This is a genomic window from Gordonia westfalica, assembly GCF_900105725.1.
GTDB lineage: Bacteria > Actinomycetota > Actinomycetes > Mycobacteriales > Mycobacteriaceae > Gordonia > Gordonia westfalica.
Window position 1 is genome coordinate 716,360 of sequence record NZ_FNLM01000034.1, and the last position, 19,660, is coordinate 736,019.

Below are 19,660 nucleotides of genomic sequence, written 5' to 3' on the forward strand. Positions count from 1 at the left end.
GTACCGTCGGGGTCGTGCTGCAACGCCGACGAGCGCCTGAGAGGGCGGTCACCGTGGGTAAACAGGGTAATCTTGGCGGGGACGAAAGGGATTGGGCACAGTGAACGATCTGGTTGACACCACCGAGATGTATCTGCGGACGATCTACGACCTCGAGGAGGAAGGGATCGTGCCGCTCCGGGCACGGATCGCCGAACGTCTGGACCAAAGCGGCCCGACCGTATCCCAGACCGTCGCCCGGATGGAGCGCGACGGACTGCTGCGCGTCGCAGGCGACCGCCACCTCGAACTCACCGAACGCGGCCGCTCGCTGGCCGTCGCGGTGATGCGCAAGCACCGTCTGGCCGAGCGGCTCCTCGTCGACGTGATCGGCATGCCCTGGGATCAGGTCCATGAGGAGGCCTGCCGCTGGGAGCACGTCATGAGCGAGAACGTCGAGCGTCGTCTGCTCGCCGTGCTCGAGTACCCGACGACCTCGCCGTACGGCAACCCGATCCCGGGTCTTGAGCTGCTCGGGGTCGAGGTGCCCGGGACCGACGACGGCGCGACCCGCCTTGCCGACCTGCCGGCGGGTGACACCATCGCGGTCATCGTGCGGCGGCTCTCCGAGCACGCACAGTCCGACGTGGGGCTCATCTCGCAGCTGCGGGAGGCAGGCGTGGTGCCGAACGCGCGTGTGACGGTGACCAACGCCGCCGGCACCATCACGATCAACACGCCCGGACACGACGGTCTGGAGCTCTCCGCGGACATGGCACATTCGGTGTTCGTCGAGAAGGTCGTCGAGAAGGTCTGACGCGCTGAGGCCGTGACGGTCTGAGGCGAAGGGAATCACAGAGATCACCCGGCGGCGCGCCGGGTGATCTCTGGCATTCCGACCCCCAGTTCCCGGGCGGTGGCGTAGGAGCCGTCGATCATCTCCCACAGTCTGGTGGGCCGGACTCCCGAGCGCAGGCAGCCGTCGAGGAGTTCGGCGAGCTTCGCTTCCGGGTCGGATTCGAGGGCGACGTCGAGGGCGACGCCGGCGTACGCCCCCTCCCCGCCGATGTAGTGCAGGTGGGCCAGCAGCGTCGCCGCGGCGGCCCGTCCGGGCCCGGCGAGACGTCGGATGAGCTCCCGCCAGGCCGACTCGGCGTGGTCGCGGAGGTCGGTGACCGCGAGGGCGAGTGCGGCGTCGCGTACCCGGGGTCGTCGGACGGCCTGCTCCAAGAGGGCGATCTCCGAACACGGCAGAGGCCTTCTACCGTCGGCGACCGAACCGATCACCAGATCCAGCAGTTGCGCGTCGGAGAGCGGGCGGCGGGGCGCGACCGCGGCCCGGCTGCCGCAGCCGTCGCAGTCCCGGCCCGGCCGGGCAGCGCTGCACTCACCGTCGACGGGTTCGAGCATGGCTCTCATCTCCGAACGGCGCGTCAGGATCCGGCGGCCTGATCTCACCGCCTCGGCGATCGCGGTCGGGGAGGTCTGCGGATCGTCGAGGATCCCGCCCCGGTCGTCGAGGACGTCGACCGACCAGGTCTGTCCGTCGGGACACCAGACGACCGACCACGCCGCACCGGCATCGAACGCGGACAGGACGAATCCGGCGGCGACGCCCCCGATCGCGTCGAAGTGGCGGTCGGCGATCTCCAGCACACGCCGGTACGGCGCGCTGTCGGCCGGATAGCGGTCGTCGGCGACGACCGCCACGACCTCCTCGACGCCGTACGAGTGGGTGATCGTGCCGAGCCCTTCCAGCACCGACTCCAGCTCGCGGGTCGGGTTGCCCGCGTCGTCGAGTGCGAGGTCATGGCGCATGGTGGCCGAGATACCGCGGTCGGACGCGAAGGCGACCACGATGATCGAGCGCTCCGGAAGGAAGCCGAGCAGCGCGGGGACCGCCGTCAGGAGCGTCGTCGGATCGATGGGGCCACGGGCGGACCGGGAGGATGCGGGGAGTGCTGGCATGCACGTCAGCATCTGCCGGGCGGGGCCCCCACGACGGCGCGTCGGAAGGCCTGTGGACAACGGGCGCGATCCGTCCACAGGCAGGCACAACTCAGCCGAAGGCCGCCGAGACCGCCTTGGTGAAGAGCTCGTCGAGCGCAGCCGAGTCCTCGGCGGGCACGGGACCCGCAGCAGGCCAACGATATTCGGCGTACACCCGCACCCCGTCGCGCTCGCCGATCAGCGACAGCGAGCTGGTGGTGGTGGGCACGGTGCCGCCGCCGGTGAGGATCGTGCGGCGGATGGTCGCGGTCTCGACGCCGTCGCGCGCCGGCGGTGCCGGCAGGACCTCGGTGGTCACCGTCGACGACGCGCCGAACGTGGTCGTCGTCAGTTCCGGGCATTTCTCGGCGCGTCGCACGACCTCGGCGAGCGGCGTGTCCACGTGGGCGACGACGGTGGTCAGCGTCGAACGCTCCGCGGTCCCGGGACCGAGGAAGGCGACCGCGCCGTCGGCGGACACCGGTGGGGGTGCGCACTCGGACGGCGAGATCTCGGTGTTGCTCCCCTGCCCCGGCGACGGGCTGCCGGTGATGTCGGCGAGCGCGTTGGCCACCGCCTGCGGCGGGATCGGGCTGGCCGGGGTCGGGAAGTCCGACGCCGACACCGACCTCGAGGACAGGTCCGGGTTCGACGGTTGGGCGTCTCCCCCGACCGAACACGCCGAGAGGACACCACCGGCGAGAACGGCGCAGGCCGCGGCCAGCACGAGTGCGGGCAGACGGCGTCCAGAGGGCGTACGGGGTGAAGCGGTTGCCGGGGTCACAGCGATCTACTGTGCCACCGAGACCGCCCGCCTGTGCGGGTGACACACCCGGGCCGGGAATCCCTGACGAGGCGATGTCGTTGGATAGTTGGTGTTTGGCCGGATGCAGGTACTCACCCGCGACCCCGGTGCGAGACAATGAGACAGATGACGAGAATCCAGCTGTGCTGTATGACGGCTGCCACGTGTAAGGAGGGATGACGTGGACGATCAACCCGCGCGGAACGACGCGCTGTACGAACTCGCCTTTCCCGCTCCGCAGGTCACCCGTGCCGACGGTACGGGCCCGGTACTGATCCATGCGCTCGAAGGGTTCGCCGACGCCGGCCACGCCGTCGCGCTCGCGGCCACCCATCTCCGGGACAGCCTGGAGTCGGAACTGGTCGCGACGTTCTCCTCCGACGAGCTGATGGACTACCGCTCCCGGCGCCCGACCATCTCGTTCAGCGGTGAGACCTTCACCGACGTCGAGATGCCCGCACTGACGCTGCACGCGATCCGCGACAACGCGGGCAAGGGCTTCCTGCTGCTGGCCGGCTCCGAACCCGATCTGCGCTGGGAACAGTTCGTGGACGCGGTGCGTCGCCTGTCCGACCGGCTCGGCGTCACCGATGTGATCGGCCTCAACGCGATTCCGATGGCGGTGCCGCACACCCGGCCGCCGTCGATCACCGGGCACGGCAGCGATCCCGACGCCCTCGGCGACCTCCCCCGCTGGGGTTCGGCGATGAAGCTGCCGGCCAGCGCATCGATGCTGCTCGAGCTGCGGATGGGCGAGCACGACTACCGGGCGTCCGGGCTGTCGGTCCACGTGCCGCACTATCTGGCGCAGACCAACTACCCGGCCGCCTCCGCCAAACTGCTCGCCGCGGTTGCCGAGCTGGCCGGTCTCGACCTGCCGCTCGCCGCGCTGGAGAGCGCCGCCGAGAAGGTGCGCGCACAGGTCGACACCGAGGTCGAGGGCAACGCCGAGATCGAGTCGGTCGTCGCCGCGCTGGAGACCCAGTACGACACGTTCACCCAGGCCGCAGAGGAACGGGCATCCCTGCTCGCCGCCGAGGAATCGCTGCCGAGCGGTGACGAACTCGGTGCCGAACTCGAACGCTTCCTCGCCGAGCAGGCCGCCGAGCAGAGCCGGACGGACGACGAGCCCGGAGACGAGGGACCGCAATCGTCGATCTGACCACGAGTTCGACGGCCCTGGTCCCCGTCGACGACGAGGACCAGGCGCTCGACACCTACACACAGTGGTGGACCGATCGCGGCCTCGACCTGTACGAGCATCAGGAGGAGGCGCTGCTCGAGCTGCTCGCCGGCAGCCACGTCATCCTGGCCACCCCGACCGGTTCGGGTAAGTCGCTGGTGGCTGCCGGCGCACTGTATTTCGCGCGGTGCCGAGGCGAGCGGGCGTACTACACCGCGCCGATCAAGGCTCTCGTCAGCGAGAAGTTCTTCGAACTGTGCGCGATGTTCGGCGCCGACCAGGTCGGTCTGCTGACGGGTGACGCCGCGGTCAACCCGGACGCGCCGATCATCTGCGCGACCGCCGAGATCGTCGCCAACCTCGCCCTCGCGGCCGGTGGCGACAGCGACATCGGCACGCTCGTCGCCGACGAGTTCCACTACTACGGCGAACCCGACCGCGGCTGGGCCTGGCAGGTTCCGCTCATCGAGCTGCCCTCCACCCAGTTCCTGCTCATGTCGGCGACTCTCGGCGACGTCTCGTTCTTCGTCGACGACCTCACCCGGCGTACCGGCCGGGACACGGTCGAGGTCACCGGCGCCCAGCGTCCCGTGCCCCTGGAACACGGCTATGCGATGACCCCGATCCACGAGACGATCGCCGATCTCGTCGACCGCGGGCGCGCACCGATCTACGTGGTGCACTTCACCCAGGCGGCCGCGGTCGAACGCGCCCAGGCACTGCTGAGCGTGAAGATCTGCGACAAGGACCAGAAGGCCGCGATCGCCGAGGCGATCGGCGACTTCCGCTTCTCCACCGGCTTCGGCAACACCCTGTCGAAGCTGCTGCGCTCGGGTATCGGCGTCCACCACGCCGGGATGCTCCCCGCTACCGGCGCCTCGTGGAACGTCTTGCGCAACAAGGGCTGCTGAAGGTCATCGCCGGCACCGACACTCTCGGCGTCGGCATCAACGTGCCGATCCGGACGGTGCTGTTCGCCGGACTGAGCAAATACGACGGCCGCCGGGTCCGACGCCTCCGGGCGCGTGAGTTCCACCAGATCGCGGGCCGCGCCGGTCGGGCCGGCTTCGACACCGTCGGCTACGTGGTCGCCCAGGCGCCCGAGCACGACGTGGAGAACGCCCGCGCGGTCGCGAAGGCCGGTGACGATCCCAAGAAGCTGCGGAAACTGGTGCGCCGCAAGCCTCCCGAGGGTTTCGTGTCGTGGGGCGAGAAGACCTTCACCCAGCTGATCGACGCACCCGACGAGCCGTTGCGGTCACACTTCCAGATGACCACCGCCATGCTGCTCGAGGTCCTCGGCCGTCCCGGCGACTGCTTCGTCGCCGTGCGGCACCTGCTCGAGGACAACCACGAACCGCGCGACCGTCAGCTGCGCCACATCAAGCACACGATCGAGCTGTACCGCGGTCTGCGCGACGCCGGGATCGTCGTGCAGCTCGAGGAACCCGACGAGACCGGTCGTCACATCGCGCTCAGCGTGGACATGCCGGAGAACTTCGCCCTGACCAACCCGCTGTCGGCGTTCGCGATGGCCACCTTCGAGATCCTCGACCCCGAATCCTCCACGTACGCCCTGGATGTCGTCTCGATTCTCGAGTCGACGCTGGAGAACCCGCGGCCGCTGCTGCTTGCCCAGCGCAAGGTCGCGCGGGATGCGGCGATCGCCGAGATGAAGGCCGACGGGATCGAATACGAGGAACGGATGGCCAAACTGGAGGACATCACTTGGCCGCAACCGCTTTTCGAGGAGATCTTCGGCGCCTTCGAGATCTACCGGCGCGGACACCCCTGGGTGGCGTCGTTCCCACCCAACCCGAAGTCGGTGCTCCGGGAGATGCTGGAGAAGGCGATGACCTTCACCGAGCTGATCTCCGCCTACGGCCTCGCCCGCAGCGAGGGCGTGGTGCTGCGCTACCTGTCCGACTGCTACCGGGTTCTGCGCCAGGGGGTCCCGACGAGCGCCGTGACACCGGAGATCGAGCAGATCGTCGCCGATCTCGGCACCATGGTCCGCGAGGTCGACTCCAGCCTGGTCGACGAGTGGGAGGCGCTCGCCGCACAGGCCGCTGAGGTCTGAGCCCTACACTGGCGCGACGGCGCCCGTCTCGGCGACGAGCTCACCGATGATCGCCGCGAGTTGCCGGTACGCCTCGTCGTGGCGTGCGGAACGCCGGAACACGACCCCGATCTGACGGCCCGGCCGCGGCGAGGCGAACGTGGCGATCGCCAGGTCCCCCGACGCGGTCTCCGAGGCGACCGCGGTCTGCGGGATGAGGGTCACGCCGAGTCCGCCGACGACACAGTGCACGGCGGTCGTCAGCGACGCCGCGCGGGTCTGCCCGAGGTCGGGCCGAACGCCTGCGAGCGCACACACCTCGAGCGCCTGATCCCGCAGACAGTGCCCCTCGTCGAGAAGCAGCAGCGGCAGGTCGGCCAGTGCGTTCGGGTTCACCCGGCGCTTTCCGGCGAGAGCGTGCCCGGCCGGCAGGGCGAGGACGAAATCCTCACGGTAGAGCGGGACTTCGACGATCCCCGGTACGTCGAGCGGCAGTGCGAGCAGCGCGACGTCGAGCGTGCCGCCCCGCAACTGTTCGACGAGCCGCGCGGTCTGTTCCTCCACGACGCGGGGGCGGAGGTCCGGAAGCCGCTCGGCGAGACCGCGCAGTACGGCGGGCAGCACATAGGGTGCGACGGTCGGGATCACGCCGAGCCGGATCGCCCCGTGCAGCGGCCGTCCGGCACCGGCAGCGGCCGCGGTGAACTCGTCGACCGCGTCCACTGCCGCGATCGCCCGCGGCAGCAGCTCCTCGCCGTCCGGGGTCAACAGGACCCGGCGCGTCGTGCGTTCCACGAGCGTCACGCCGAGACCAGCCTCGAGCGCCGACAGTGCCTGCGAAAGCGAAGGTTGGCTGACACCTAGATCCGTTGCTGCGGAACCGAAGTGCCTGCGCTGCGCAAGCGCGACGAAGGCACGCAAACCGGCTATGGTCGGCTGATAAGTTTTATCGGGCATGGTTATCAGTGTAGTGCTACTAATCACGTTTCACTTTTGCCGGATTTCCGGCACGATGGTACTCGTACGTTGCGAAAGTTCTTCGCGCGCAAGTTCGGTACACCACCCCAGCTGAAGGAGCGATATATGGCCCTGCTCACCATCGGTGACCAGTTCCCCGCCTACAACCTGACCGCCGTGATCGGCGGCGACCTCAGCAAGGTCAACGCCCAGCAGCCCGATGACTACTTCACCACCGTCACCTCCGACGACCACCCCGGCCAGTGGCGCGTCGTCTTCTTCTGGCCGAAGGACTTCACCTTCGTGTGCCCGACGGAGATCGCCGCATTCGGCAAGCTGAACGACGAGTTCGCCGATCGTGACACCCAGGTGCTCGGCGCCTCGGTCGACAACGAGTTCGTCCACTTCCAGTGGCGTGCACAGCACGAGGACCTGAAGACCCTCCCCTTCCCGATGCTGAGCGACCTGAAGCGCGAACTGGCTACCGCTGCAGGCGTTCTCAACGCCGACGGCGTCGCCGACCGCGCCACTTTCATCATCGACCCGAACAACGAGATCCAGTTCGTGTCGGTCACCGCCGGCTCGGTGGGCCGCAACGTCGACGAGGTCCTGCGCGTCCTCGACGCCCTGCAGTCCGACGAGCTGTGCGCCTGCAACTGGAAGAAGGGCGACCCGACGATCAACGCCGGCGAGCTCATGTCCTCGGGCGTCTAGGAGGAGACCGGATGAGTATCGACAATCTCAAGGAAGCCCTTCCGGAGTACGCGAAGGACCTCAAGCTCAACCTCGGCTCGATCAGCCGGACCACCGCGCTGAACGAGGAGCAGCTGTGGGGCACCCTGCTGTCGACCGCTGCCGCCACCCAGAATGCCAAGGTGCTCACCGAGATCGCCGACGAGGCCGCTGACATCCTGTCGGCCGAGGCATACAACGCCGCGCTGGGCGCCGCGTCGATCATGGGCATGAACAACGTGTTCTACCGCGGTCGGGGCTTCCTCGACGGCAAGTACGACGATCTGCGTCCCGGCCTGCGGATGAACATCATCGGCAACCCGGGCGTCGACAAGGCCGCTTTCGAGCTGTGGTCGTTCGCCGTGTCCTCGATCAACGGCTGCGGCCACTGCGTCGCCGCCCACGAGAACACCCTGCGTGAGGCCGGCGTCGACCGTGAGGCCATCCTCGAGGCCCTCAAGGTCGCCTCGATCGTGACCGGCGTGGCCCAGGCCATCGCCACCACCGAGGTGCTCGCGAACGCCTGATAGCGCGTCACAAGAAACCACAAGGCCCGGTTGCCGATTCGGCGACCGGGCCTTGTTGTGTGGGCTGGTGCCCGAGGTGCGAGCGAACGGCCCTTCGGGACGCCCTCAGCAAGCTCGGGCCTCCTCGAGGAGTGGGGCTGGTGCTGCGTTGAGCTGTGACACGACTCTCGCTCCCTGAGGCGCGAGGAGCGCAAGCGACGAGCCACGACTCTCGCTCCCTGAGGCGCGAGGAGCGCAAGCGACGAGCCACGACTCTCGCTCCCTGAGGCGCGAGGAGCGCAAGCGACGAGCCACGAAGGGCCGGCGAGTTCGCCTCGCCGCGCAACCACATCCGGAAACGAGGTCGCGCGCGACCTCAACCCGCCCTTCAGGAGCGTCCGGAGCCCCACTGCCGAACCTCAACTCGACCGGCAGACGTCGATCGACGTCTGTCGGTCGGGTTGCCGTCGACCGGTGGTTGGGTGGGCGACGGTGTCTCACCCGGCCTTCGAGGCTCGTCGCTTGCGCTCCTCGCACCTAGTAATAGCTCCAAGGTGGTGAAATGAGGGACATCCTCCTGTTGTGGTCATAAGGGCTTGGTGTCCCAACCACAAAAGGAGGATGTCGATGTTCGAGGCTAGTCCGTTGAGCCGAGGAGCGAAACGCCGAAACGACCGGTTGACCCGGTTCCGAGAAATCGTGGGCCGCGATCACGCGGTGGTGGCGATCGACCTGGCAGCCAAGAAGCAGGTGATCGTGGTCGCCGATCACGACTCCCGCATCCTGGCCCGCAAAACGTTTACCTGCACCCCGTGGAAGTTGGGGCCGGCGATCGCCTGGGCCCGCACCCAGGCCGAGGTGGCCGGATTCGCCGGCATCGTGATCGCCTGTGAACCGACCGGGCACCGCTGGAAAGTGGTGGCCGACTTGGCCGCCGCAGCCGGAGCGCAGATGGTGTGCGTGCAACCGATGGTCGTGGCCCGCGCTCGGGAAACCGAAGACTTCACCCGCGACAAATCCGACGACAAAGACGCCCTGCTGATCGCTCGCCTGACCACCCAACTCCACATCTACCTGCCCGAACACGCCGATCAGCACTGGGCACGGCTGCGCCACCTCGGCGTGCGACGGGCCGAGCAACTCACCCGCCGAGCCGCGGCCCGCCAACAAGTGCGTGACCTGCTCGACAGTGCCTGGCCACAGGTGCTCGAGTGCGCCGCCCAACCATTGGACTCGGCCACCTGGCTGGCCACCATGGCCATCATCGGCTGCGATCCGCGCACTATCACCGCCTTGAGAACCCCTGCCCGTGCCGATACCCGGCTCCGGGCGAAGCTGCGCCGTGAACTTGCCCGCTGGGGTGTGCGCCGCATCCACGGACCGATCCTGACCGCGATCATCACCGCCGCTTTCGCGACCACCATGCCGCCCGAGCGGACCGGAGCGTTGGAACGTGCCCACTACGCTCTCAACGACTTTCACCACGCCACCGTCGAGTGCCGCGAGGTCGAACACCGGATGCTCGCCGTCCTTAACGACCTGCACCTGAACGAGTTGGCCAGCAGCATTCCCGGCGTCACCGCGGTCTCGGTCGCGGCGATCCTCGCCGAAACCGGTGACCTGTCCCGCTTTAATTCCGCACGGGCAGTGGTCAAACACGCCGGCCTATGCCCGCGGGAGAACTCCTCGGGCAGCTACCAGGGCAAAACCACCATCAGCGGACGCGGGCGGCCCCGCCTACGGACCGCCGCCTGGCGTGCGGCGTTCGGCGCGTTGCGGCACAACCCGGTCTACGCCGCCCGCTACCAACACCTGACCACCCGCACCCACAACCGACTGCAACCCAACCAGGCCTATGTGGCCATCGCCGCTGCCTTGCTACGCCAGCTGCACGTGGTGATCACCACCGCCACTCCCTGGGACCCAACCCTGGCCGGCGCACCCCAGACCGCGGAGGTGAACGCCGCCTGAACCGAAAACCCCACCGACCGGGACAAGCTCGCCGCACCTAGGGCACAACCCGCGCCTGAGCCTGAGCAGTCCCACCCGGCGCGACCCGAGCTCGGATGAAGGCTGTTGGGTACCAACCCGTTTGACCGCTAGGTAGAGCCCGCGCCAGGCAACGACCCCGGCCGCCCAACCGATCACCAGCACCTATCCCGGACAGCGTCCAGGCCGCCCGGCAATACCCACACGCCCACACCCCACCACAGGACCCATTGACACAAACCCTCATAGGCTGCTCAGGCAGCGGAGCTGGGTGCGTCGCGCTCTTTCGGATCAACCAGCGGAGCTGGGTGCGTCGCGCTCTTTCGGATCAACCAGCGGACCTGGGAGCGTCGCGCTCTTTCGGATCAGGGAGCGATGTCGTTCAGCTCAGCGCGGCCCGCATGCGGTCGGCGAGTTCGCCGACCTCCTCGGTCGTCATGACGAAGGCCGGCGAGACCTGCAGCGCACCCTGACCGGCGGCACGTGTGCTGACACCGTGCTCACGCAGCTTCAGCACCGTCGCGGGTGCGGACGCCGGGTCGGCGAGCTGCACCGCGGTGACCGCACCGAGCCCGGTGCGCACCTCGGCGACCGAGTCGAGTTCGGCCAGCGGCGACAGCGCCGCCGCGAGGTCGCCCTCGAGTCGCGTGGCCTCCGCGAGCAGGTTCTCGCGCCGGATGATCTCGAGGTTGGCAAGCGCGGCGGCGGCGGCCGCGGCGTGCCCGCCGTAGGTGTAGCCGTGACGCCACCAGACGCCGCCGGCGAAGAACGGCTCGGCCACGCGCGGGGCGATGAAGACAGCACCCATCGGGACATATCCGGAGGTCAGGCCCTTGGCGGTGGTGATCATGTCCGGCTGCAGGTCGAAGCGGGCCGACGCGAACCACGAGTCGCCGCCGATGCGACCGAAGCCGGTGACGACCTCGTCGACGACGAACAGGATGTCGTGGTCGCGGCAGATCGCGCGGACCTCTTCCAGGTAGCCCGCCGGCGGCAGGTAGATGCCACCGGCACCGATGATCGGCTCGCAGAAGAACGCGGCGATGTTGTCCGCGCCGACCCGCTCGATGAGCCCGAGGAGGCTCTTCGCGTCGTCCCAGTCGACGTTCTGCACGTCGTGCATGAGCTCGCCGTAGCCGTCGTGGTTGAGCGGGATGCCCGCCAGCGACGTACCCGCCGCGTGCATGCCGTGATAGGCCTTGGTGCGGCTGACGACGACGCGCTTGCCGGGCTTGCCCTGCTCCACCCAGTAGCGGCGGGCGAGCTTCACCGCGGTGTCGATCGAGTCGCTGCCGCCGGAGGTGAAGAAGATCTTCGATCCGGGCACCGGTGCGATCGCCGCCAGCTCGTCGGCGAGCTGCAGTGTGACGTCGCTCGCGATGTCCCCGAAGTTGGAGTAGTGCGCGATGGTGCCGAGCTGACGCGACACCGCGTCCGCGATCTCGGTGCGGCCGTGGCCGACGTTGGTGAACCAGAGGCCGGCGGTCGCGTCGAGATAGGACTTGCCGTCGCGGTCCCAGATCCGGGTTCCCTCACCCCTGGTCACGACGAACGGACCGCTCGCGGTCACCGCACCCATGTCGGCGAAACCATGCCACAGCGCACCAGAATTCTCAGCCATGGCCACCATGATGCCGGGCGAGGTGAGCACCTTCGTCATCGCCCCATATCCTGGAGGCATCATGTCGGTCGAGTCCCCAGATCCAGCCCCGCGAGATCCTGAGCCCGGCGTCTCCCGATCCCAACTGTTGCGCTCACTCGACGAGGTGGGGATTCTCGACGCCCACCGTCTCCGCCGCCGGGTCGACAAGCTCGGGCGCACCCCGGAACCACGCAAGTGGGACCAGCTCGTCGCCGACGTGACCAAGGCGCGCGACCGCCTCGAACGCCGCCGGGCAGGCGTGCCGGTGCTGCGCTTCCCGGACGAACTCCCCGTGTCGGCAGCTCGTGAGGAGATCGCCGACGCCATCCGGGATCACCAGGTCGTGGTGGTCGCCGGTGAGACCGGTTCCGGCAAGACCACACAGCTGCCGAAGATCTGCCTCGAACTCGGCCGCGGCATCCGCGGCACGATCGGGCACACCCAGCCTCGTCGAATCGCGGCGAGCTCGGTGGCCAAGCGCATCGCCGACGAGACCGACACCGAACTCGGTGACGCGGTCGGCTACTCGGTCCGGTTCACCGATCGTTCCGGCGCCGACACGCTCATCCGGGTGATGACCGACGGCATCCTGCTCCGCGAGATCGCCACCGATCCGATGCTGCGCCGCTACGACACCCTCATCATCGACGAGGCCCACGAACGCAGCCTCAACATCGACTTCATCCTCGGCTATCTGCGTCGACTTCTACCGCAACGCCCGGATCTGAAGGTGATCATCACCTCCGCGACGATCGAGCCCGCCCGTTTCGCACGGCATTTCAGCACGCCCGACGCCTCGGTGCCGGTCATCGAGGTGTCCGGGCGCACCTACCCGGTCGAGATCCGTTACCGGCCGTTGAGTCTGCAGGAGCGTCCGGACAGCGGTGACGACGCCGGTGGCGGCGAGCACGCCGACCTCGATCAGATCCAGGGCATCGACGCCGCGATCGACGAGTTGTGGGCCGGCGGCCGCGGCGACATCCTGATCTTCCTCCCCACCGAGCGCGACATCCGTGAGACCGCAGATGCATTGGGGCGCCGGACCGGCAACGGAAAGAGCGGCGGCACGGAGATCGTCCCGCTGTACGCCCGGCTGTCGATCGCCGACCAGCAGAAGGTCTTCGCACCGTCGAACGGTCGCCGGATCGTGCTGGCCACCAACGTCGCCGAGACGTCGGTCACCGTGCCCGGTATCCGCTACGTCATTGACACCGGCACCGCCCGCATCAGCCGGTACTCGACCCGCACCAAGGTCAACCGTCTTCCCATCGAACCGGTCTCGCAGGCCAGCGCCCGGCAGCGCGCCGGCCGATGCGGTCGCGTCGCACCCGGTGTGTGCATCCGGCTCTACAGCGAGAACGACTTCGACTCGCGGCCGGCGTTCACCGACCCGGAGATCCTGCGCACCAACCTCGCCGCGGTCATCCTCCAGATGACCTCGCTGAAACTCGGCGAGATCGCCGACTTCCCGTTCGTCCAGCCACCCGACGAGCGCGCCATCCGCGACGGCATGGGTGTGCTGACCGAACTCGGTGCGATCACCGTGAACCGCGACAGCGGCCCACCACGCCTGACCCCGGTCGGCCGCTCGATGTCGCGCATCCCGGTCGACCCGCGGATCGCCCGGATGCTGATCGCCGGCCGTGAGCTCGGCTGCCTCGACCATCTTCTGGTCATCGCCTCCGCGATGTCGTTGCCCGATCCGCGCGAACGGCCCGCCGAACACCGCGAGGCCGCCGACACCTCACACCGTCGCTTCGTCGTGCCGCAGTCGGACTTCCTGTCCTACGTCGAGCTGTGGCGCTATCTCGACGAGCAGCGCAAAGAATTGTCCAGCAGCCGATTCCGCCGGATGTGCGAGCGCGAGTTCCTGCATTTCCTTCGCATTCGGGAGTGGCGCGATCTGCACCGCCAGCTCACCGAGATCGTCAAGGACCTCGACTGGCCGGTCAGTCCCATCGGTTCCGAACTGCCCGAGGTCGACGCCGACGCCGTTCACAGAGCCATCCTCTCGGGTCTGCTGTCCAACATCGCGGCACGCAACACCGAGGGCCGCGAGTTCACCGGCGCGCGCAACACCACGCTGATGATCTTCCCGGCGTCGCCGCTCGCCAAGAAGCCGCCGCCGTTCATCATGGCCGCCGAGGTCCTGGAGACCTCGCGACTGTTCGCGCACACCGTCGCCGGCATCGATCCGCTGTGGGCGGAGAAACTGGCCGGCGATCTGGTCAAACGCACGCACAGCGAACCGCACTGGTCGGCCAAGCGCGGCGCGGCAATGGCCTATGAACGGGTCACCCTCTACGGGGTCACCCTCGTCGCCCAGCGTCGCGTCGACTACGGCCCCATCGACCCCGTGGTCTCGCGGGAACTGTTCATCCGCCACGCCCTCGTCGAAGGTGACTGGCGAACCCAGCATCCGTTCTTCGAACGCAACCGGGCCCTGCTCGACGCCGCTTCCGACGTCGAGAACCGAATGCGCACGCGCGGACTGGTGATCACCGAGGACCAGCTGTTCGAGTTCTACGACAAGCGGGTCGGCTCAGAGGTCACCTCCGCGCGCCATTTCGACACGTGGTGGAAGAAGACCCGACGCACCGATCCCGACCTGCTGGACCTGAAACCCGAGGACGTCACCGCCACCGAGGCCGCGCCCACCGACTACCCGGGTGCGTGGCAGCAGGGCGACACCCGGCTCGAACTCCGCTACCGTTTCGAGCCCGGCGCGCCGGACGACGGCGTCACGGTGATCATCCCGCGGGCACTGCTCCCCCATGTCCGCTCGGCGGGTTTCGACTGGTCGGTTCCCGGCATGCGGTCGGAACTGGCCACCGCACTGGTGAAGTCGTTGCCGAAGCAGTTGCGCAAGTCGATGTCCCCCGCACAGCGGTTCGCCGATCTGGCACTGGGCCGGCTCACCCCGCGCAGCGAACCACTCGCGGTCGGGCTCGCCCGTGAACTGTCCACGATCACCGGGTTGACGGTCACCGCGGCCGATTTCGACCTCGAACGGATTCCCGCTCATCTGCGAATGCATTACGCGGTCACCGACGACGCCGGCCGGATCACCGCACGCGCCGACTCGATCGCCGAACTCCAGCGTGCGACCACGCCCGCGGTGTCGAAGACGGTGAAGCGCACGCTGTACCGGACCTGGACCGACGACGGCATCGGCACACTCGCCGAACAGCGGACCGTCGACATCGCCGGTCAGCGCCTCACGCGCTATCCGACCATCGACGCGATCACCGACGACGCCGGACGCAGCCGTGGGGTCGTCGTCATCGACGCGGCGTCGGAGCAGGCCCGTGATCGCCTCGCGGAGAGGGGAATCGTCGCGCTCCTCGACCTGGCGATACCGCCGCTGCACCGGCGAGTGGCCGGTTCGCTCGGGGCCACGGAACGACTCGCACTGAGCCAGAGCCCGTATGCCGATCTCGATGTCCTGCTGGCAGATTGCACGCGCCGCGCGATCCGCGACGTGGTTGCCGGCCTCGGCGCCGGGACGCTGTCCGCGGTGCGTTCTCCCGAGGCGTTCAGCGCCCTCACCGAGAAGATCCGTCCCCGCATCACCGAATCGGCGCCGGAGTACTTCTCACTCGCGGTGGAAGCGCTCGGTTGGGTGGCACCGGTACGTGCCGCGATCGACCGCCATGCGGGTTCACTGGCCGCCGACGACGTCGCCGAACAACTCGACAATCTCGTCTTCGACGGATTCGTGGCCGCCACCGCACGTCGCCATCTGGAGAACGTGCCGCGATATCTCGCGGCCGCGGAGGCACGGCTGGCGGCTCTCCCGGCGTCCGCCGCGCGGGATCAGGCCGGGGTGTCCGTCGTGGACCGGGTGACCGAACGGTGGGCGCAGCGCCTGACGCAGGTACCCGAACATCGGCGAGCCCACGTCAACGACGAGGCGCAATGGCTCGTCGAGGAGTTACGGGTGGGGTTGTTCGCCGAACGACTCGGCACCGCGTTCCCGGTGTCGGAGAAGCGGGTCCTACGAACTCTTGATCGACTCGGCTGAGGCGGCGCGCAGATCGTCGATCTCCCGCTGGAAGTCCTCGACGGAGTCGAACGAGCGGTACACCGACGCAAAACGGAGGTAGGCCACCTCGTCGAGGTCGCGCAGGGGCTTCAGGATCGCGAGGCCGACCTCGTTGCTGGGGATCTCGGCCGACCCGCTGGCCCGCACGGTGTCCTCCACCTGCTGTGCCAACTGGGCGAGGGCGTCTTCGGCGACGTGGCGTCCCTGGCATGCGCGCCGGACACCCCTCATCACCTTCTCGCGACTGAACGGCTCGGTGACGCCGTTGCGTTTGACCACTGCGAGCACGGCGCTCTCCACGGTCGAGAAGCGTCGCCCACACTCCACGCAGGAGCGGCGACGCCGGATGGCCTGCCCCTCATCAGCGACACGCGAGTCGATGACCTTGGTGTCGTCGTTCTTGCAGAAGGGGCAGCGCATCGTATCCTCACGCACGTCACGGGACACTGTGGTGCAGCCGCGCCGCACGCCAGGCCGGTACTCGGCCGGTCCCTGTGACATCGAGGATACCGCCCGGGGTCAGTGGTACCGGGGGGTGAGGAGCGGCTGACCGACGCGCAGCCCGCTGGACGCCAGGTCGTTCATCTGGATGATCTCGTCGACCACCGCTTCACGCGGCATCTCGGGGGCGATCCGCGACGCGATGGTGCTCAACGAGTCGCCGGACCGCACGTGCACGACCTCGGTGCCGACCGAGGCGGGCGTGACCGATGCGGCGTAGTTCTGCCCGACGATCGCGATGACCCACACGGCCAGGGCGAGCCCGACGCCGGCGAGGACCGCCGTGGCGGTACGACGACGGCGGCGGATGACAGCCGCGGGAGCCGGAGCGGCGGGACGCGCGGCCGGGACCACCGGTCCGCGCCCACGGGTACCGACCGGTGCGGCGCACTGGGTGGAGTTGACGCGGCGGACCCGGATCGCCGACTCCGGCACCGGACGGTTGTCGACGGGCCGGCGACCGTCGGTGCGTCGGGGCGCGCGGGGACGATCCAGGACGTCACCGCGGACGGTGTCGGTGTGGCGGACGGGGTCGATGAGAGTGGCGGTGCGCATGGTGCCCTCCGTGTTTCCGGTCGAACGGGGTTCGTACTGCGACGGCGTCGTCGCGTTCGAACCGTTCGAATGTCGATCATCTGTTCGATGAACTGATGTTCGATTTGTAGCACGGCGCTCCGACAATTGTCTCGCGACACGTCGAACAAATGTTTGATGCGGTCGGCATTCTCGGCTAGGGTCGTGGACAGACAAGCGGTCTACCAGCACGTTCGGAATCGAGAGGAAACCCGATCATGAGCGATGACGGCGGTAAGCGCACCGGAGCGCGGGGCGCCGACGAGCCCGTCACCCCGGCGGATGTGGCGGCGGCAGAGGCCTCGCTGACGCCCCGCCAGCGCGGAGTTCTCGAGGTGATCCGCAAATCCGTGCGCGAACGCGGCTACCCCCCGAGCATCCGGGAGATCGGTGACGAGGTGGGTCTCACGTCCACGTCGTCGGTCGCCCATCAGCTGCGGACGCTGGAACGCAAGGGGCTCCTCAAGCGCGACGCCAACCGGCCGCGTGCGGTCAACATCGCACCGAGCGATCCACCGCCGCCCACCTCGCCCGCCGGCGGCGCGCTGCCCGAGCCCACCTTCGTGCCCGTCCTCGGCCGGATCGCCGCCGGCGGTCCCATCCTCGCCGAGGAGGCCGTCGAGGACGTGTTCCCGCTTCCCCGCGAACTCGTCGGCGAGGGGTCACTGTTCCTGTTGAAGGTCGTCGGCGAATCGATGATCGACGCCGCGATCTGTGACGGTGACTGGGTCGTGGTCCGTCAGCAGAACGTGGCCGACAACGGCGACATCGTGGCCGCGATGATCGACGGCGAGGCCACGGTCAAGACGTTCAAACGCCGGCAGGGACACGTCTGGCTGATGCCGCACAACGAGTTGTTCGACCCGATCCCGGGCGACGAGGCCGTCATCCTCGGCAAGGTCGTCACCGTGATGCGGCGAGTCTGACCTCGTCACTGTCCAGGATCGCGGCGGCAGCCGCGCGGGCCGCAGCCGGATCGGTGGCGGCCAGCGCCGCTGCCGCCGCTTTCTTGCATGTCTCGAGGGTGACCGCGCCGAGCTGGGCGCCCACCGCGGGGGCCGCCACCGGAGCACTCGACAAGGACGTCACCCCCAGGCCGACGAGTACGCAGGCGAGGTACGGGTCCGCGGCCGCCTCACCACAGACACCCACCGGCTTCCCCTGATCGCGTCCGGCCTGCGCGACCATCGAGATCAGGTGCAGCACAGCGGGTTGCCACGGATCGGTCAGCGCCGCGAGGTCGGCCGACATCCGGTCGGCGGCCATCGTGTACTGCGTGAGGTCGTTGGTGCCGATCGAGACGAAGTCGACCTCGGCGAGGATCGCCGGCGCGAGGATCGCCGCGGCCGGGACCTCGACCATCACCCCGGCGACGAGACCGCGTTCGCGCACCTGTGCGGCGAACGCCGCGGCCTCGGCGGGTGAGGCGATCATCGGCGCCATGACCCATGGCCGGGCTCCCGATTCCTCTGCGGCGCGGGCGATCGCGTCGAGCTGATGGGCGCGGATCTCGGGGTGCGCCAGGGCGATCCGATCGCCGCGGACACCGAGTGCCGGGTTGGCCTCGTCGGGGTGGGAGACGAACCGAAGCGGTTTGTCCGATCCGGCGTCTAGGGTCCGCACGACGACCTTCCCGCCTGCGAACGCGTCCAGCACCTCGCGGTAGATCGCGGCCTGCTCCTCCACCGACGGTTCGTCGGCGCGCTCGAGGAACGCCAACTCGGTACGGAACAGTCCGACCCCTTCGACCGGCTGGCCGGTGGCAGCGCGGGCCGACGCGCCGTCGGCGACATTGGCCAGGATCGCCACCTCGACGCCGTCGGCGGTCCGGCCGGGACCCGACCAACCGGCGACGCGCGCGGCGTGGTGCCGGTACTCCTCGACCCGGGCGGACGCGACGGCGTCGTCGGGGTCGACGACGATCTCGCCGGTGGTGCCGTCGACGAGAATCGCGGTGCCGGATTCGATCTCGCCGAGTCCGCCGACCGCCACGACACACGGGATGCCGAGTTGACGGGCGATGATCGCGGTATGGCTGGTGGGTCCGCCGAGTCGTGTCACGAGCGCGATCGTGGCGGCGGGATCGAGGCCCGCGGTGTCGGCGGGGGCGAGATCGTCGGCCAGGAGGATCGAGGGCACCTCAGGCGTGGGTACACCGGGTTCGGGAAGGCCCAGCAGTTCGGCGACGACGCGGTCGCGAACATCGTTGAGGTCGGTGACACGTTCGGCCATCAGCCCGCCGAGCTTGGTGAACACCGCGGCGAACTGTTCGGTGGCGGCGACGGCCGCGGACGGCGCCGAGGCGCCCTTCGCGATCAGTGCCGATGCCGCGCCGATCCAGCCGCGGTCCTCCGCGAGCCCGGCCGTGGCGGCGAGCACCTCGGCGGCGACGCCGGTGTTCTGTGACGCACGCTCGCGCAGCCGCGCGGCGACGGTGGCCGCAGCCTCGGTGAACCGCGCGCTCTCCTCGGCGCGCCGGCCCTCCGCGATCTCGACCCCGGCGCCGAGTGCCTCCGCGGAATGGTCGGGGCGGCGTCCCGGCCAGAGCGCGGGCCCGTGAGCCACTCCACCGACAACCGGCGTCCCCGTCAAAATCTCCGTCATGTGACCACGGTTACAAATTCTTCTTGACTTGTCAACACAAACAGGCGTAAACACAGTTACTACAACACGCAAAGTCACATGTTCCCACATTCACGG

General features: G+C 68.8%; 14 protein-coding genes and 1 pseudogene. 8 read left to right on the forward strand and 7 right to left on the reverse strand.

The features are described from left to right. Positions 1–100 precede the first annotated feature (100 nt). Positions 101–796, forward strand: a complete 696-nt coding sequence (locus BLU62_RS08615) for an iron-dependent transcriptional repressor DtxR (protein WP_074849131.1) — start codon at positions 101–103, stop codon at positions 794–796. A gap of 44 nt (positions 797–840) precedes the next feature. On the opposite strand, the gene BLU62_RS08620 is transcribed toward BLU62_RS08615, so the two are convergent. Beyond that, positions 841–1,947: a DUF4192 domain-containing protein gene (locus tag BLU62_RS08620; RefSeq protein WP_074852773.1), complete on the reverse strand. Its 1,107-nt coding sequence runs from the start codon at positions 1,945–1,947 to the stop codon at positions 841–843. Between the two features lie 91 nt (positions 1,948–2,038). After that, positions 2,039–2,752 carry a hypothetical protein gene (locus BLU62_RS08625; protein WP_244278097.1) on the reverse strand — a complete coding sequence of 238 codons (714 nt, stop codon included), beginning with the start codon at positions 2,750–2,752 and terminating at the stop codon, positions 2,039–2,041. Positions 2,753–2,954: 202 nt separating this feature from the next. On the opposite strand from BLU62_RS08625, the gene BLU62_RS08630 reads away from it, so the two are divergent. Together BLU62_RS08630 and BLU62_RS08635 are read left to right on the forward strand one after the other, a co-directional pair. Beyond that, the gene (locus BLU62_RS08630) at positions 2,955–3,935 is read left to right on the forward strand and encodes a PAC2 family protein (RefSeq protein WP_074849132.1); all 981 of its coding nucleotides are present in this window, start codon (positions 2,955–2,957) and stop codon (positions 3,933–3,935) included. Further along, positions 3,932–6,036: pseudogene (locus BLU62_RS08635) on the forward strand (DEAD/DEAH box helicase). Before BLU62_RS08630 ends, BLU62_RS08635 begins: the two are co-directional and overlap by 4 nt. 3 nt (positions 6,037–6,039) lie before the next feature. On the opposite strand, the gene BLU62_RS08640 reads toward BLU62_RS08635, so the two are convergent. Continuing rightward, complete coding sequence (locus BLU62_RS08640) at positions 6,040–6,972, reverse strand: hydrogen peroxide-inducible genes activator (protein ID WP_074849133.1); 933 nt, start codon at positions 6,970–6,972, stop codon at positions 6,040–6,042. A 126-nt stretch (positions 6,973–7,098) separates the two neighbouring features. On the opposite strand from BLU62_RS08640, the gene BLU62_RS08645 reads away from it, so the two are divergent. From BLU62_RS08645 to BLU62_RS08655, 3 genes are all read left to right on the forward strand, one after another. Next, positions 7,099–7,686, forward strand: a complete 588-nt coding sequence (locus tag BLU62_RS08645; RefSeq protein WP_074849134.1) for a peroxiredoxin — start codon at positions 7,099–7,101, stop codon at positions 7,684–7,686. A gap of 11 nt (positions 7,687–7,697) precedes the next feature. Next, complete coding sequence (locus tag BLU62_RS08650) at positions 7,698–8,231, forward strand: alkyl hydroperoxide reductase (RefSeq protein ID WP_074849135.1); 534 nt, start codon at positions 7,698–7,700, stop codon at positions 8,229–8,231. Between the two features lie 678 nt (positions 8,232–8,909). Next, positions 8,910–10,181 carry an IS110 family RNA-guided transposase gene (locus tag BLU62_RS08655; protein WP_074849136.1) on the forward strand — a complete coding sequence of 424 codons (1,272 nt, stop codon included), beginning with the start codon at positions 8,910–8,912 and terminating at the stop codon, positions 10,179–10,181. A 400-nt stretch (positions 10,182–10,581) separates the two neighbouring features. Here BLU62_RS08655 and BLU62_RS08660 read toward each other — a convergent pair whose 3' ends face one another. Then, positions 10,582–11,820 (reverse strand): aminotransferase family protein, encoded by a 1,239-nt coding sequence (locus BLU62_RS08660; protein ID WP_375295775.1) that lies wholly within the window; start codon positions 11,818–11,820, stop codon positions 10,582–10,584. Positions 11,821–11,881: 61 nt separating this feature from the next. Between BLU62_RS08660 and hrpA the strand changes: the two genes are divergently transcribed. After that, positions 11,882–15,865, forward strand: a complete 3,984-nt coding sequence (hrpA, locus tag BLU62_RS08665) for an ATP-dependent RNA helicase HrpA (RefSeq protein ID WP_074849138.1) — start codon at positions 11,882–11,884, stop codon at positions 15,863–15,865. Here hrpA and nrdR read toward each other — a convergent pair. Both nrdR and BLU62_RS08675 read right to left on the reverse strand, forming a co-directional pair. Then, positions 15,839–16,306 carry a transcriptional regulator NrdR gene (gene nrdR / locus BLU62_RS08670; RefSeq protein ID WP_074849139.1) on the reverse strand — a complete coding sequence of 156 codons (468 nt, stop codon included), beginning with the start codon at positions 16,304–16,306 and terminating at the stop codon, positions 15,839–15,841. The genes hrpA and nrdR overlap by 27 nt on opposite strands. Before the next feature lie 99 nt (positions 16,307–16,405). Then, entirely contained in the window at positions 16,406–16,942 is a 537-nt protein-coding gene (locus tag BLU62_RS08675) for a LysM peptidoglycan-binding domain-containing protein (RefSeq protein WP_074849140.1), read from the reverse strand. Positions 16,943–17,178: 236 nt separating this feature from the next. Here BLU62_RS08675 and lexA point away from each other — a divergent pair, with 236 nt between their 5' ends. Then, complete coding sequence (gene lexA, locus BLU62_RS08680) at positions 17,179–17,886, forward strand: transcriptional repressor LexA (RefSeq protein ID WP_074849141.1); 708 nt, start codon at positions 17,179–17,181, stop codon at positions 17,884–17,886. Here lexA and BLU62_RS08685 read toward each other — a convergent pair. Further along, positions 17,864–19,564 (reverse strand): phosphoenolpyruvate--protein phosphotransferase, encoded by a 1,701-nt coding sequence (locus BLU62_RS08685; RefSeq protein ID WP_074849142.1) that lies wholly within the window; start codon positions 19,562–19,564, stop codon positions 17,864–17,866. The genes lexA and BLU62_RS08685 overlap by 23 nt on opposite strands. Positions 19,565–19,660: the final 96 nt, after the last annotated feature.

Excerpts from the sequence above, each read along its gene's own strand:
- BLU62_RS08620 (WP_074852773.1), bottom strand. The coding sequence starts at position 1,947 with ATGCCAGCACTCCCCGCATCCTCCCGGTCCGCCCGTGGCCCCATCGAT.
- BLU62_RS08640 (WP_074849133.1), bottom strand. The coding sequence starts at position 6,972 with ATGCCCGATAAAACTTATCAGCCGACCATAGCCGGTTTGCGTGCCTTC.
- BLU62_RS08645 (WP_074849134.1), top strand. The coding sequence starts at position 7,099 with ATGGCCCTGCTCACCATCGGTGACCAGTTCCCCGCCTACAACCTGACC.
- BLU62_RS08650 (WP_074849135.1), top strand. The coding sequence starts at position 7,698 with ATGAGTATCGACAATCTCAAGGAAGCCCTTCCGGAGTACGCGAAGGAC.
- BLU62_RS08660 (WP_375295775.1), bottom strand. The coding sequence starts at position 11,820 with ATGGCTGAGAATTCTGGTGCGCTGTGGCATGGTTTCGCCGACATGGGT.
- hrpA (WP_074849138.1), top strand. The coding sequence starts at position 11,882 with ATGTCGGTCGAGTCCCCAGATCCAGCCCCGCGAGATCCTGAGCCCGGC.
- nrdR (WP_074849139.1), bottom strand. The coding sequence starts at position 16,306 with ATGCGCTGCCCCTTCTGCAAGAACGACGACACCAAGGTCATCGACTCG.
- BLU62_RS08675 (WP_074849140.1), bottom strand. The coding sequence starts at position 16,942 with ATGCGCACCGCCACTCTCATCGACCCCGTCCGCCACACCGACACCGTC.
- lexA (WP_074849141.1), top strand. The coding sequence starts at position 17,179 with ATGAGCGATGACGGCGGTAAGCGCACCGGAGCGCGGGGCGCCGACGAG.
- BLU62_RS08685 (WP_074849142.1), bottom strand. The coding sequence starts at position 19,564 with ATGACGGAGATTTTGACGGGGACGCCGGTTGTCGGTGGAGTGGCTCAC.